Annotated in this window: 9 protein-coding genes and 1 pseudogene; 1 reads left to right on the top strand and 9 read right to left on the bottom strand. The window is 66.2% G+C overall.

From position 1 onward, the window contains the following. Nucleotides 1-98 (bottom strand): annotated as a pseudogene (locus AWC06_RS10325) (WXG100 family type VII secretion target); the annotation flags it as partial. Nucleotides 99-268: 170 nt separating this feature from the next. Then, complete coding sequence (locus AWC06_RS10320) at nt 269-568, bottom strand: PE family protein (RefSeq protein WP_085197034.1); 300 nt, start codon at nt 566-568, stop codon at nt 269-271. Nucleotides 569-948: 380 nt separating this feature from the next. Here AWC06_RS10320 and AWC06_RS10315 point away from each other — a divergent pair, with 380 nt between their 5' ends. Beyond that, nucleotides 949-2,577 carry a serine/threonine-protein kinase gene (locus AWC06_RS10315; protein WP_085197032.1) on the top strand — a complete coding sequence of 543 codons (1,629 nt, stop codon included), beginning with the start codon at nt 949-951 and terminating at the stop codon, nt 2,575-2,577. A gap of 1 nt (nt 2,578) precedes the next feature. On the opposite strand, the gene AWC06_RS10310 is transcribed toward AWC06_RS10315, so the two are convergent. The 7 genes from AWC06_RS10310 to eccB all read right to left on the bottom strand — a co-directional run bounded on the left by AWC06_RS10310 (nt 2,579) and on the right by eccB (nt 13,995). After that, nucleotides 2,579-2,980 carry a hypothetical protein gene (locus AWC06_RS10310; protein WP_139820001.1) on the bottom strand — a complete coding sequence of 134 codons (402 nt, stop codon included), beginning with the start codon at nt 2,978-2,980 and terminating at the stop codon, nt 2,579-2,581. A gap of 223 nt (nt 2,981-3,203) precedes the next feature. Then, nucleotides 3,204-4,439, bottom strand: a complete 1,236-nt coding sequence (locus AWC06_RS10305) for a PPE family protein (RefSeq protein ID WP_139820005.1) — start codon at nt 4,437-4,439, stop codon at nt 3,204-3,206. Between the two features lie 13 nt (nt 4,440-4,452). Next, nucleotides 4,453-4,752, bottom strand: a complete 300-nt coding sequence (locus AWC06_RS10300) for a PE family protein (protein WP_085197026.1) — start codon at nt 4,750-4,752, stop codon at nt 4,453-4,455. Between the two features lie 318 nt (nt 4,753-5,070). Further along, the gene (locus tag AWC06_RS10295; RefSeq protein ID WP_085197024.1) at nt 5,071-6,282 is read right to left on the bottom strand and encodes a PPE family protein; all 1,212 of its coding nucleotides are present in this window, start codon (nt 6,280-6,282) and stop codon (nt 5,071-5,073) included. A 393-nt stretch (nt 6,283-6,675) separates the two neighbouring features. Next, on the bottom strand, nt 6,676-7,911 hold the full coding sequence (locus AWC06_RS10290) for a PPE family protein (RefSeq protein WP_139820004.1): 1,236 nt from the start codon (nt 7,909-7,911) through the stop codon (nt 6,676-6,678). A gap of 379 nt (nt 7,912-8,290) precedes the next feature. Continuing rightward, nucleotides 8,291-12,478 carry a type VII secretion protein EccCa gene (gene eccCa / locus AWC06_RS10280; RefSeq protein ID WP_085197018.1) on the bottom strand — a complete coding sequence of 1,396 codons (4,188 nt, stop codon included), beginning with the start codon at nt 12,476-12,478 and terminating at the stop codon, nt 8,291-8,293. Further along, nucleotides 12,475-13,995, bottom strand: coding sequence for a type VII secretion protein EccB (eccB, locus tag AWC06_RS10275; protein ID WP_085197016.1), 1,521 nt, complete (start codon nt 13,993-13,995; stop codon nt 12,475-12,477). The genes eccCa and eccB overlap by 4 nt, the downstream gene beginning before the upstream one ends. Nucleotides 13,996-14,157: the final 162 nt, after the last annotated feature.

Raw genomic sequence — 14,157 nt, 5'->3', positions numbered from 1 at the left:
ATCTTGCGGGCCTCGTCCTCCACCGTCTGGGCGTGCACATCAAAACGGCCCGCCATCGCCCGCATCTCGTGCGGGTCCGTCATAAAACGCGTGGTCACCTGAATGTCTCCTTAACTGATCGGTGATCGACTGCAATGGACGCGCGGATAGCCGGACCGGTTACGCGATGGCGTAACTGCCGACCTGAAACACAGCGACAGTTCCCCCTTCCCCGCTACCCGGCTGCCGCCGGTGGCGCCACATTGGGACGGACATCATCTACTCGCGCTCAGCCCATCGCGACGCCGTTGGCGCCCTCGGTGGCCGCATACGAGAGACCGCTGGTGGTAAGGGTGTTCACGAACATCTCGTGAATCGCCGTCGCCTGCGCGCTGACCGCCTGATACATCTGGGCGTGTGCGGCGAACTGAGCCGCCGTCAGTGCCGACACCTCATCTGCTGCAGCTGGAACCACCCCGGTCGTCGGCGCCGCCGCAGCCGCATTCTGGGCGCTCATTGCCGAGCCGATCCCTTGCAGGCTGCCAGCCGCCGACGCCAGGGCCTCCGGCTGTGTGGTCACGAACGACATTCAGCTTCCTCCTTGCTTAAGTCTCAGCAATCGTTCCAGGCATGAGAATAGATCCGCTCATCGCTTTGCGCCGCCGCCGACGCCCTGTGTTCGCAACTGTTCACCCGGCGGCAACGAGTGTTCACCTGCGGTAACAGCGCAGTAACAAGCGGTGTCCACGAGCTGGCCGGGGGCCCACCGAAAGCGCACCGACCTGCGCGAACCCTGCTGGCCCGGATCGGTGCGCGGCCCGGCATCGGCGAGCGCAGGTTAACGGCTCAGAAGGCACAAGGGCCGCAGCATCGCCACCCTGCATAAAAATCTTGCCGCAGATAACCCGTCGGCCGTTACTTGTACACGCGTCCAGCAACGATCGGCTAGACGGCAGCTAGTATCTGGGCATGCCGTTGGCCAGCGGCGCGACTTTCGCGGGATATACGGTCCTGCGACAACTGGGCTCCGGCGGGACGGGCGAGGTCTACCTCGCCCAGCATCCGCGGTTACCGCACTGGAGCGCGTTAAAAGTGTTATCCGCTTCGCTGTCAGTCGACCGCGAGTTCCGCGATAGGTTCATGCGGGAAAACGACATAGCGACAACGCTGTATCACCCGAACATTGTCGAAGTCCATTACCGCAGCGAATTCGACGGTCGGCTGTGGATTGCGATGGACTACATCAACGGCACCAACGCCGCGCACCTCACCGCCAACCGGTTTCCGACAGGCATGCCGGCCGGCGAAGTGCTGGCAACCGTCACCGCCGTCGCCGACGCGCTCGATTACGCCCACAGCCGGGGAATGCTGCACCGCAATGTCAAACCGGCCAACATCCTGTTCGCCAGTCCCGCCGGCGGTGAACCGCAAATTGTGTTGACCGACTTCGGAATTGCCCCCCCGCCCGATCTCACGTTTGACCCGTACGCCTATAGTGCCCCCGAGCAATTGACGGGATCCGACATCGACGGGCGCGCGGATCAATATGCGCTCGCGGCCACCGCATTTCATTTGTTCACCGGGGCGCCGTTCGACCGGATGAACCCGACATTGCGTGATCGGCACCGGGAGCTTGCGCGGGTAGACGAGGTGCTCTCGACAGCGCTTGCCCCCAACCCCGACGACCGGTTTGACAATTGCCGCGACTTCGCCGACGCGCTCAGCGCGCACGCCGGAGCCTGGAGCGGTGATCGCAGCCCGGAGGCCTACCTCGACGTCTTGGACTACCCGGACGACGAGGTGCGCGACGGACGGGCCCAGGCGCATGGACGTGCGCGGTCAACGGGATCGGGCCGCGTCGCGGCGTGGCCGACGGTGATGCAGCGTCGCAGACGGCGGCGTGCGCTCGAAGCGGCGCGTCGCAGAGCCCGGTGGCCGTGGATCGCGGGGCTGGCCGCGGCAGGCGTGATGCTGTGCGTCGGCCTGCTCACGCTCGGCATCATGATCGGCCGCAAGACCGACACCGCCACAGGGCCGGCCGGCCCCACGACCGGCAGCCACGCGTCGACTCCTGCCGCCACACCGACCACCCGTCCCCACAATGTTCCCGGCCCGACAGAGATGCTCGACGGGTCCTACCGCGTCGACGTCAATCGCGCGCAGCAGAGCTATAACGACACCCCTGACCCTCAACCGCCCAACGTGAGCACCTGGTGGGCTTTTCGCACATCCTGTGTGCCCGCCGGTTGTGTCGCCAGCGGGATCCTGCTCGACGACGTCGACCATGACCGGGTGAGCGCGAAAGCCGACGCCAAGCCGCTCGTGCTGGATTTCCGCGACGGCGCCTGGAAGTCGCGGCCTGAAACGGTGCCGTTCCCGTGTGTCGGGCCGAACGGAACAGCTGCCAAACAGAGCACCACGCAGGCGATTTGGTTGCATGAAGCACATGGTGCGCTGCGCGGCGTGATGACGGTCACCGTGGAAAGCGACGAATGCGGCCAGCAAGGAGCGACGATCCAGATCCCCGCGGTTGCTGCACGTGTCGGCAAGGTGCCCCCGGGGGTGGAGGTACCCACACCGCCGACGCCGGGCCGCTAGTTCACTCCGGCAGAAGTTCGCCGTCCCACCGGGGTTGTGGAAACCGGCCCTGCAACGCCTGAATAAGGCGATGAACTTCGTTCATGCGCTCACGTATTCGTAGTAAATCGCGAGGTGGCTCAGTAGGCTCGGCGCCGGGTTGCCGGTCCAGCGATCCCGCCATGCGGTAGGCGAGTTGGGTCAGTTCAGCGAACTCGGCTTGCAGAATCCCCTCGAAGAGCCGAGCCTGAGCTACCTCGGCGGGCTGCACCGCGCGCGCGAGCATGTCGATCCGATGGCCGTTTGTAGCTTTCGGCAGGATGCTGCCGCTGTTGTGTTCGACGGCTGCAACCCATGGTCTTCGATCGGTTGGGGATCGGTGCGGCTGAGTTAGAAAATCAGACGACTCTATGGGCTGCGCCACGTGACCCTCCTAACCCCGAACACCAGCTGTTCACCAAGCCGAAACCTACTCCCATGGCGCTCGACCTCGTAACGATATCCCCTAATCCCCCAAAGCTTTTCCAGTTGTTCACGGGGGCGACACTCTGGACGCGGACGATTTACCTTCGTCATGCCGCAGACAGGCAGGCCAAAGACCGCACTCGACGATTGACACGTCAAACGTCGGCCGTGCGCCGTGGGATCTAGCCGGCGAAGGGTGGGCGCGCCATCACAGTGGGCCTGAACCCGTAACGAGGCCCTGCGCTACCGGCCCCCCCGGCACCAGCGCCTGCCAGTGGCATGCCGCCCAACAGGTTTCCGGCGCCCGTGCCTTCCGGTGCCGCGGCAACACTACTGATTGGTAGCGGAGTCTGAGGGGGCGCCAACGGGGCTGATGCTCCGAGCCAGGAGGGCGGGACGGCCAATTTACCAACCGCACCTGCGTTGCCCAGCGCCGCCGATACCCCCGCGCCGCCGCCCAAGCCTCCTAGGCCGCCTAAGCCGCCGGCCGCGGCCCCGGCCCCGGCCGCGGCTCCCTCCGCAGCCCCCTTCGCGGCGGCGGCCGCCGGCGCCAGTCCCTTTGAGATTGACAGCATCGTGTTCGCCATACCGGTCGAGAAATACGGCAAACCTAGGACGTTGTATGCCGGGCCGGCGAAGTTTCTGAACGCGGTAATGAACCACTGCGGGCTTACGGTGCTGCTCCCGCCTATCCCGGTAAGGATCGACCCGATGATCGAGTCCGACGGGAAGGTGAAGAAATTACCTGATCCCGGGTCCGCGGGCCCCGCGAGGGCCGCCTGCAAGCCGTTCAGCGCGGAGATCTGTTGCGACAGCGTCGACTGCGCGGACGTGCCGGTCGCGGTGCCGGCGGCCTGGGTGACCGCAGCGGACTGAATCGCCTGTCCGGCCGGGTTGGTGGTTTGCGCGGGCGGGCTGAACGTTGCCATTTTTGTGGCGGCCGCCGACTGACCGGCATAGCTGTACATCGCGGCGGCATTCTGGGCCCACATCTCGCCGTATTGCGCCTGGAGCTGCGCGATCGCCGGAGTGTTTTGACCGAGAACATTCGTCGACATCAGCTGCGCCGTCTCGGCGCGATTAGCCGCGACGAGCGGCGGGGGCACCACAGCGGCGCGCGCGGTTTCATAGGCGGCGGCCGCCGTGCGGGCGCTGGTGGCTGCCTGCTCGGCCTGCGCGGCGGTTGTGTTCATCCACGCGACATACGGTGCGGCCGCCTGCGCCATCGACGCCGACGCCGGGCCTAGCCATTCCTCATTGGCCAGCTGTGTGATCACCGTGTCGTAGCCCAAGGCGGCTGAATTCAATTCGGCGGCAAGCCCATTCCAGGCCGACGCGGCGGCTTGTAGCGACGCCGAGCCGGGTCCGGCGTATATGAGGGCAGAGGTTATTTCTGGCGGTAACGCCCCGAGATCCAGCACTAAATCCTCCTTAGCCCATCGCGACGCCGTTGGCGCCCTCGGTGGCCGCATACGAGAGACCGCTGGTAGTAAGGGTGTTCACGAACATCTCGTGAATCGCCGTCGCCTGGGCGCTGACCGTTTGGTACATCTGGGCATGCATGGCGAACTGGGCAGCCGTCAACGCCGAAACTTCGTCGGCGGCCGCCGGAACCACCCCCGTTGTGGGGACTGCTGCGGCCGCGTTCTGGGCGGCCAATGCAGAGCCGATACCCGTCAAGTTGCCTGCCGCAGCCGTCAACGCTTCTGGCTGCGCCGTCACGAACGACATATGGATTCCTTCCTCAACAGCGTTCAGCCTCAACGACTTCAGTAAGTCGCTCGGTACTGAGATTAAAGGGCGAATGGCCGAACACGCGCTGCCCACGCCAAGTGTTCATTCCTGGATGACTAGTGTTCATCGGTCGGCACCCAATGTTCATCTGCAGTTGGCCTGTCGGCGTAATTCGGTGCTGCCAGCTGCCGAAACACCCTTTCGGCGGCACCAGGCGGAGGCCGCCTTCCGGATTCATCCGGTCGACTCCTGAGGCGGGCCGTGGATAAAAATCTGGTCGCGGATAAAGCGCACCCATTGCTGGCGTGCCTCCTGCTATCCGGCGGCCGGCGGCCGGGGCATTACGGTGTGGCGGAACCCGTACCGATGGACAAAACCTCCCGGGGCGCGTCCGCCCGTACCAGCCATCGGTATTCCGCGTAACAAGCCGCTGGGCGAGCTCCCCGACGCGGGGTTAAGACTGTTGACCGGCATCGCCGGCGCGGCGACCGGGCGCAACGCCGACGCCTCCGCGCCCCAGCCCGGCGGCACCGACAACCGGCCGATTGTGCCGGCCTGGCCCACACTCGCCGACACCGGTCCGCCAGAGCCCCAGGGACCCACCGTGGTACCCCAGGCGCCTATGGCTCCCGGGGGCGGTAGCGCGCCACCGAGCGCAGGACTGGGGGCAGGGGCGCCAGGCGCCAGACCAGCCGCGACCGCCAGTAGCGAATTGGTCGTCCCAAGGGAACCTTGGGACACGTCGTAGGTGAGCGCGTTCCAATATCCCGACGAAGCTCCAAACATGGTGGCGAGCAACCCATTTGGCCCCACGAGCCACGACGGAAGCGTCCCCGACGTTGTGGACGCCCCGCCGGATGTCGACGACGCGAGTGTGGTGGCCAGCGCGGACATCACGGGGGCAGTCGACATCGTCGGCGTGACCGTCGCCGACTGGCTGCTCGCCGCCATGCTGACGGCGCCGCTGACTGCGGCGTCCTGCGCGGCCAGCCCGGCCGCGCTAGTGGCGTTCGGCGGCGAGCCAAACGGCGTAACTGTCGAGGCGGTCGACGAGGCCCCGGCATAGCCATACATCGCGGCGGCGTCTTGGGCCCACATCTCCATGTAATGCGCCTCGGTCGCCATGATTGCCGGGGTGTTCTGCCCGAAAAAGTTCGTCGCGATCAACGTCATCAACAAGGCCCGGTTGGCGGCGATCACCGGCGGTGGCACCGTCATAGCGAACGCCGCCTCATAGGCGGCCACGGCAGCCCGGGCCTGCGTAGCGGTCTGCTCGGCCTGCAAGCCGGTCACGTTGAGCCATGACACATACGGCGCGGCCGCAGCCGCCATTGCGGCCGACGCCGGACCGACCCAGGGAGCACTCGTCAGTTCCGAGATCACCGAGGCGTAGCCGGTGGCCGCCAAATTCAACTCGGCTGCAAGCCCATCCCAGGCCTCCGCAGCCGCCAGCAATGGCCCTGGTCCCGGACCCGAGTACATTCGGCCAGAATTGATCTCCGGCGGTAACGCCCCGAAATCAAGCAATGAACACTTCCCTCGTCACCTGGCCGCGCAGGAACCGGCGTCGGCTTGGGCGGATTGCAAACTAGACGCTCGTTGGTGAGAAGAGTAGGAGGCGATGACCAAGCATGCCGCCGTCACGGCGTTGTCCACGTCTGGCGAGCTAGCTTTCATTCGCCGGTGACCAATGCTTCTCTCCACCTTGGTTACCGGCGCAACCCGCCAGCTGCTACCTGCGCAAATGACTCGCTATCGGGGTCCGCACCCGAACGGTCAGGGGTCGGAGCTAAGCGCGCTCTCTTGGGTAGCGCGGGATAAAAATCTCGTCGCGGATAAAAGGATTGAGCTGCGGCAGCGCCGAAAGCCGAATGTGGCCGGATGGCAGAGAAACTGGCACTGGCGGTAGCGGCGCTTACGCTATCCGGCGGACGGCGGGCGTGGCATCACGGCGTGCCGGAAACCGTAGCGGTGCACAAATCCGGCGCTGCGCCGGCTGCCCGCCCCGCCCATTGGCATGCCACGCAGTAAGGCTCCCGGCCCTGTGGCGGCGTTGGCGGGGGTGCCAACGAACTGCGCAGGGGCGGTTGGGTTTAACGCAGAAGATGCCGCGGGCCAACTCGATGGCACCGACAAATTCCCGATCGCGTTGGCCTGCCCAACACTCGCCGACACGGGCGCACTAGTCCCCCAAGGGCCCACCGTGTTACCCCAAGCGCCGATGGCTCCTGGGGGCGGCAACGCGCCACCGAGCGCCGGGCTTGGGGCAGGGGCTCCTGGCGCCATGCCAGCCGACCACGCAAGTAGCGAATTGGCCGTCCCTAGAGGGAAATACGCATAGTTGGTAACCGAGTTCCAAATATTGCTGGAATTCCCAAACACCGTGGCGATTAGTCCATTCGGCCCAACGAGCCACGACGGAATCGACGCCGACGATGAATCGAGCCCCAAAATCGACAATAGCGACCCCGATTGCGATGTGGATGCCGCAGCCGGCTCCTGTAGCGCCGGTGGAACCGTGGTCGTGGACACCAGCTGCGGGGTCATCGACGCCGTGGTCTGCGCGGAGGTGCCAGCCGGCGTGCTGGCGGCTTTGGCAACGGCCGCGGCCTGCCCGGCCACTCCGGCCGGATTGGTGGTGCGCGCCGGCGGCGTAAACGGCGACACTGTCGATGCGACCTGCGAGGCCGCGGCGTACCCGTACATCGCGGCGGCGTCTTGGGCCCACATCTCCATGTATTGCGCCTCGGTGGCCATGATCGCGGGGGTGTTCTGCCCGAAAAAGTTCGTCGCGATCAGCGCCATCAACAACGCCCGGTTGGCGGCGATCACCGGTGGCGGCACGGTCATCGCGAACGCCGCCTCATAGGCGGCCACGGCAGCCCGGGCCTGCGAAGCGGTCTGCTCAGCCTGCGCAGCGGTCGCGCTCAGCCACGACACGTATGGCGCGGCCGCCGCCGCCATCGACATCGACGCCGGACCTGTCCACGGCGCGCTCGTCAGCTCCGAGATCACCGAGTTGTAACCGGACGCCGCCAGACCCAATTCGGCCGCCAGCTCATCCCAGGCCACCGAAGCGGCCAGCAGCGGCCCCGCTCCGGGACCGGAATACATCAGACCCGAGTTGATCTCCGGTGGAAGCATTCCAAAATCCAGCACTGCTCCCCTTCTCAGCTGGCGGCGGTCGCTTTGACGGCGTGGGCGGGCGCACAGCAACTGACACCCGCTCGCGGCGGGGTCAAGAATCGGTCGTGAGTCGTCACGATGGGGTTGCCGGGTGCCTTGTCGAGGTCGGCGTGCGGAGCGCATTGTGCGGTCACGGACGAAAAACGCTTTCTTTCCTCGGTTAGCCTCAGCGTCAACAACATTGGGCACGATGCTCGTCACTGAACAATCGCTCGTTGGTGAGGTTAGATGGCTATACCGGCGAACGCCGCTGACGACGCCAACTATTCATTCCTGTACAACCAGTGTTCATCCGCCGACAACGGCTGTTCATCCGCCGTTAGGCGAATGGCCCACTGGCAACGGGGAATTATCGGCGCAGGTCTGTGGCCGCGACTTGGACGTACACACCGGTGTCCTCGGCCATCAGCAGGCCGCGACCACGTGGCAACGGGCCGCCCTTCATCTTGCCTCGGATGAAACCCTCGTCGGGGTCGGCGTCCATCACCAGCAACGGCGCATTGGCCTGATGCAGCGCCCGCAGCATCGGGTCGCTACCCGCCGAGGACCATCCGCCGAAGGTGCGGGTGATGATCACGTGCAAGCCGACATCGGTTGCCCTGGTCACCCACGGCGCGGCCTTGTGCAGCGGTGAATCGAAGCCAGGCGGCAGCTGCTGCACGTCATCGATGATCAGGAAGATCTCCGGTCCGCTCCACCACGCCCGCGACAACAGCTCTTCGGCCGACAGGCCCGGAGGCGGCTCGCGACGGGCCAGCACGGCCGCCAGCTCGTCCATCATCACCGAGACGCCGTCGAGGTTGTAGGCGAACTTCTCGACGTAGTCGTTGCCCAGCACGGTCAGCAGCTGACGCCGCGGGTCGACGAGCCACACCTGCGCCGAGCGTTGCGATGTCGGCGGCGCGACACTGGCTCCCGGCGCGTACACCCGCCCGATCTCGCACATGATCGTGGCCAGCGTCGTGGTACGGCCGCACTCGCGCCGGCCCGTCACCATCAGGTGTGCGTTTTCGGCGAAGTTGAGGTAGACCGGCTGCAAGTCCAATTCGTTGACGGCCCAAGCAATCCCGCCCGCACCCACGCCGTCGCGGCGATCGACGGCGGCCAGTGCGCGCAACTGCTCGAGCTCGAACCGCGCCGGCAGCCTGCGCACTGGACGCGCATGGCCGGTCGCGACCTGGCTGACCGCTGCGACGACGCTGTCGGATTCGAAGACCGTGTCCGCCGTGTTGCTCAGCGCGGGCCTGGCCACCAACGTGTGCAGACCAGACTGCGGATCGCTGTCCAGGCGCACATAGTTCACCGCGACCATGCCGCGCCCCGGCTTGACCGGGACGTCCTTGGCGAACCGCGACCGCACCAGCTTCGCGTCCTCCACGGCGGCCAGCCGCAGCTCCACGCGGGATCCGAAACCGCTGCGCACCGGGGGCCGGAGCTCCGATTCACGGTCGGCCGTGGCCATCACGTGCACACCGAACGAGGGCCCCTGGTTGATGATCTGATTGACCTGCTCGATCAGCACCTCGTTCTCTTCGGCCAGCGCCCGGTAGTTGTCGATCACCAGGTAGACATCGCCGAACCCGTCGTCGGGCACCCGTCCGGGCTCGCCGCCGAACTTGCGCCGCCTGAACACCTCCATCGAGGGAACGTCGAACTCCAGGAAACTGCGTTTGCGTTCGCGGACCAGCGCCAGCAGCTCGGCCACGGTCCGGCGAACGCCATACGGGTCGGTCGGGCCGGCGACCTCGCCGACGTGCGGCAGACGGGACACCGTGGTCAGCGCGGTGCTGCTGTAGGCCAGCACGTAGAACTGAACCTGCTGGGGAGTATGGGTCATCGCCGCCGAGCAGATCAGCGTCTGCAACGCGGTCGTCTTGCCCGCACCGCCGGCGCCCAGGATCAGCACGTTGGCGCCGGCCCCCGAGGTGTCCACCGTCCACGGCGGCTGGTCGTGCTTGTACGGGCGGTCGATGATCCCCAGCGGGAACACCAGGTCGCCCGGCCTGCCGTAGTCCTGCTGCCACGGCTTGCCGCGGAAGCGGTTCACCAAATCGTCGAGTGCCACCGGCACGTCCAGCGGCGGATGCCACAACCGGTAGGGCTCGAAGTCGATCCGGCGCAGCGCATCGATGATGACCGTGCCGACCTTCGGCGTTCTGATGGCCTCTTCTTCTTCGTCTTCGTAGCTGGCTTCGATCTCGGGCCTGCCGTCGAACACCTCGCCGTTCTCGGTGATCACTTCGCCGTTGGGCTGGGCATTGAAATCCGGCTCGCTGACACTGACCTCGATGGGCGTGAACCCCGTGGTAAACAGTTGCGGGCGAATGTAATCGACGGTGTGCGTCAGTTGTGCCTGGCCGTCATCGTCGAGCGAGGTGCCGCGACGGTAGTCGCGCCACAGGAACTCCGCTTGGAAACGGATGATCTCCTCGAGGCTCTTGCGGAAATAACCCAGCCCGGCCTGAGCGGGCAGGTTCACCGCGTTGGGCACCCCGGCGGCCTGTGCCGCGCCGGCGGTGCGCGCCTTCAGCACCAACCGGTAACCCATGTTCTCCATGAGCTTTTCGGCTCGGCTCTCGATGGTCTGCGAGGCCATCATCAAATGGATCCAGTAAGCGCGGCCCTGCCGGCCGATCGAGTCGAGGACGTCGACGGCCGTCGGCATGATCCGGAACCATTCGTAGAACTCGTCGATGACCACCACCAGCATCGGCAGCGGCGGCATGTCCTGACCGCGTGCGCGCATCCTGGCGCGCATCTCGTTGTACTCTTTGGCGTCGTCCACCCCGGCGTTGTCGCACACTGCCTTTCGCCGAGCGATTTCACCCCACAGCGCGTCCAGGAAGCGCTCCATCAACGCCTGGTCTTCTTCGAGGTCGGTGATGATTCGCGACACGTGCGGCACACCGGCGAACGGCTTGACCGCCGACCCACCCTTGAGGTCTGCCAACACGAACTGCAGCTCGTCGGGTGGATGCCCGAGCATCAGCGACTCGAGAACCGTGCGGACCAGTGTCGACTTACCCGAGCCGGTCGTCCCCGACATCACCCCGTGCGGGCCGTCGCCGCCTTCGTCGAGGGACTTCATGTCCAAGAACAGCAGTTCGCCGTTGTCCGAGCGGTTACCGAACGGAACCCGCAACCGCGACCGGCTGAGACCGTCGCGCCGGTTGCCCCACAACGCTTGGAAGTCGATGTCGGCGGGATCCTCAATCCCGTAGTAAGACAAGATGTCTCGGGCACCGATGTGCGTCACCCGCTGGCCGATCTCCTCATAGGCCTCGGCCAGTCGCCAGTGCGCCATGCGCTGGGCGAATTCTTCGGCCTCCGCCTCGGTGATCTCGTCGGCAAGAGCGAAGAACCACTTGTTCTCGTCGATCACCATCCAGGTGTCGCGGTCGCGGGGCAGCGCTTCGATGATCCCGACGTCGTTGGTGAACTGCAGCACCCGCTCCGGGTTACCCGTCCACAGCGCAGAGCCGGTCAGGTCGAAGAACGTCACGCCGTCGACGCCGTCGACACTGATGACGTATTCCCATTGCGGATCGTCCACGTCGGCGATGATCACGTGGTGCGGCGTCGGCGTCTCCGCCGACGAGCTGGCGTGCCGCGGCGTGAACGAGCCACGGCCGGCGAACAATTCGGCTTGGTCGGACGCGAACTCACGTACCGATCCGTACACCATCCGGGCGTTGCCGGCGGCGTCGCGGCGGCGTGGATCGCCGAAGTGTGGCAGCCACTTGACCCACTCCCAGTCGGCGAGATTGGAGGTGACGACGATCATCTGGATGTGGTCGGGTCCGTGTGAGAACGCCAGCTGGCAGACGATTGCCCGCATCAGGCCCAGCACTTGCTCGCGCCGGCCGACCAGCGCATACCAGGGTTCAACCAGAAGCGACACCATCTTCGGCAGGTTGTAAACCACGCTTTGATAGCGACCGAACTCCTGCAGCGCCTTACCGGTCACCGGCTCCAGCTCGATATCGGTGGGCATGTTCTGCGGCTCACCCCAGGTCACCTCGGGGCGGGTCATCCCCACCCCGACCCGGGCCACCCCGAAGTTGAGGTCCTTGCCATCCGGCTTGCGCTCCCACATCCGCGCCGATCCCACGGCGGCCGCCAGCGTCGTCGGCTCCGGGTGGAACCACCGGTAGTTGGCGTCCATGCTGTCGGCGGACTCCTGGGCGGTCTCGCGCAGCATGTCCAGCATCAGCATGAACTGGGCGCGCATGGCGTCCAGCTTCGGCCGGCTCATCTGCTGCTGGCCGCCGAAGCGGCCGCCGAACATCATCATCGCGACGCCGCCGATCATGAAGATCGGGAAAATCGCGCCGGCACCCAGGAACAGCCGCGAACCGCTGGCGACCGTCATACCCACCATGCCGACCAACAAGCCGACCACCAGGACGCCGACCACGACCAGCCACCACGGTTTGCCTTCGGGCGGCGGAACGCTCAGCGGCGTCGGTAAGACGATGTTCTCCGGCCTGACTGCCGGTGCCCGGTCAGGCGTCGGGCGCGCAAAGCCACGTTTCACTTCGGTACCACCAACTCTGCTGGGTTCATATCAGTCGGAAGGGTGTCGTGGCGCACCAGCGCATCCGCCTTCGACAGCGTCGGGCCCGGCGCCAGCAGCCGCAACGCCACCCAGGGCGCCGGGCTCGGATCAGAGGTCAACCCCAGCGCCGAGCGCGCGTCGCGGTTGTTGTCCACGCCGAAACGCACACCGGAATTCGTGAGCCACCACAGTGATTCGGCTGTCGACGCGGCGGGGTCGTTGCCGGTGACCACGACGAAGTTTCCGTAGTTCGGGCCGAAATAAACCCGGTCGGCTTCCCGGCCGGAATTGTCCGCCTTGACCAGCGACACGATCCTTTCGGTGTCGTGAGAGGCCACCGGAATCGTCGGGCCGGAGACCACCTGGACTCGGGCCCGTTCCTCACCGGTGGTCTTCTCCCACCACCAGCAGGTCGACGGGTTGTCTTTCATGTCCACCACGTTCAGCGGCCCTTCCGGATAGGCCGACAAATCCAGCCCCTTGACCACCGGCATTTTGGCCAGTGCGGCCGGCGCGACGGTCACAGGCTGAGCGCCTGGGGTGGCGCCGGCGTTCTGCAGGATCTGGGCGACGACCGGGGTCACGGTCTGCACACCGCCCGCCAAAACCACCGAATACTGTTGCGGCCCACTGATTTGCGGCGTCACGATCACCGTTCCCACCGGCCCCGGCGCACCCGGGAAGTCCGCCTTGGAACCGGCATCCGGCACCTTCGGCACCGACAACTCGGGGCCCACCGGCAAGGCGTCGTAGAGCGCCCGGCTCATCGGCCGGGCCTGGCTGACGTCTTCAGGCGCCAAACCCAGCGGCAACAACACCGCCCGGTTCTTCGCGTCGATGCGGGACCGGCGCCCCTGCCGGATGACATAGGTGTCCTTCTCGTAGCGCAACACCACCGCGTCGGACCCGCTCAGCACATGCCGGCGACCGGACAGGTCTGGCGTGCCGTCGATCACGGTGACCGTCACCGGCGACGGCGCTCCCACCCCCGACGTCGACGTCACCGTGTCGCACACCAGCCACGACGACGACGCCGGGTGGGTCGGGGAAAACTCCGAGGGCGCCCCGGGGATACCCACCAGCGGCCCGTGCGGCTGCTGGGCGATCTGGCTTCCCCGCACCTTGTGCGGGTTGTCCGCCCGACCGGTGATCAGCCGGGCCGACGCCAGATTCAACGCCGGGTACAACGTGTCACCGACCCGAACGTACAAGGCGCCAGAGTCGCGGTCGGCGATGATCGGCGACGCGTTCATCTGTCCGGACGGGTTGAGGAACGACCACAGCAGCGCGCCCAGGCAAATCACCGCCGCCGCCGAGACCGAGGCCACCACCGCCAGCGTCTGACGTCGCCCCGGCTCGATCTCCATCCGCACCCGCCAGCGGGTGAGCGCCATGGCGGTCCGGCGCGCCAAGAACTGATATCCGGTTACCTGGGTGCGGGTGGACAGCCCGAGGCCGTACCCCGAGCCGCGCTGGCCTCCGTCCTGGTCAGCCACGATTAATCACGCCCATGCCACGATTCACAGGGATAACCGTAAGGCACCCTGACCTGCCGCGCCACGCGAGCGAGTTGCCATCGGGCCCGGCAAAAGACGCGCTCGACGTGAGCTGCCACACAGTGCCCCCACCTGCCATCGGATTGCTGAAGTCTCCACTGC

It is taken from the genome of Mycobacterium fragae (assembly GCF_002102185.1).
GTDB classification, from domain to species: domain Bacteria; phylum Actinomycetota; class Actinomycetes; order Mycobacteriales; family Mycobacteriaceae; genus Mycobacterium; species Mycobacterium fragae.
This window is presented reverse-complemented; position numbering and strand designations above follow the sequence as displayed.